The following is a 518-nucleotide window of genomic DNA, read 5'->3' as shown; positions in this document are numbered from 1 at the left end:
CGCGGCGTCGACTTCGCCGGCTACGCGATCCCCACCATCATCGGCGAGATCAAGCGCCACTTCCGCGACCGCACCTGGTCCGTGCGCGTCCCCCGCCGCCTGCAGGAGCTCCGCCTCTCCATCACCGAGGCCAACGCCACCCTGACCCACAGCCTCGGCCGCTCCCCGACCGTCCCCGACATCGCCGTGCACCTCGGCGTCACCGAGGAAGAAGTCCTGGAAGGCCTCGAAGGCGCCCGCGCCTACAACGCCACCAGCCTCTCCACCCCCATCAGCGCCGACGGCACCACCGAACTCGGCGACACCCTCGGCGGCGAGGACCACGAATTCGAGGTCGCCGAAACCCGCGTCGCCCTCGGCCCGGCCCTGGCCCTGCTCGACGAACGCGAGCAGAAGATCCTCACCCTGCGCTACTACGGCAACCTGACCCAGTCGCAGATCGCCGACCAGATCGGCATCTCCCAGATGCACGTCAGCCGCCTGCTCACCAAGGCGCTGACCAAGCTGCGCACCCAGCT

1 protein-coding gene is annotated in these 518 nt (G+C 69.7%); it reads left to right on the top strand.

The window, feature by feature from the left end:
- The coding region (locus tag Aco04nite_RS48460) for a sigma-70 family RNA polymerase sigma factor (protein ID WP_213003919.1) at nt 1-518 on the top strand (518 nt) is incomplete at both ends.

The sequence above is a fragment of the Winogradskya consettensis genome, from assembly GCF_018332715.1.
GTDB lineage: Bacteria > Actinomycetota > Actinomycetes > Mycobacteriales > Micromonosporaceae > Actinoplanes > Actinoplanes consettensis.
This window is presented reverse-complemented; position numbering and strand designations above follow the sequence as displayed.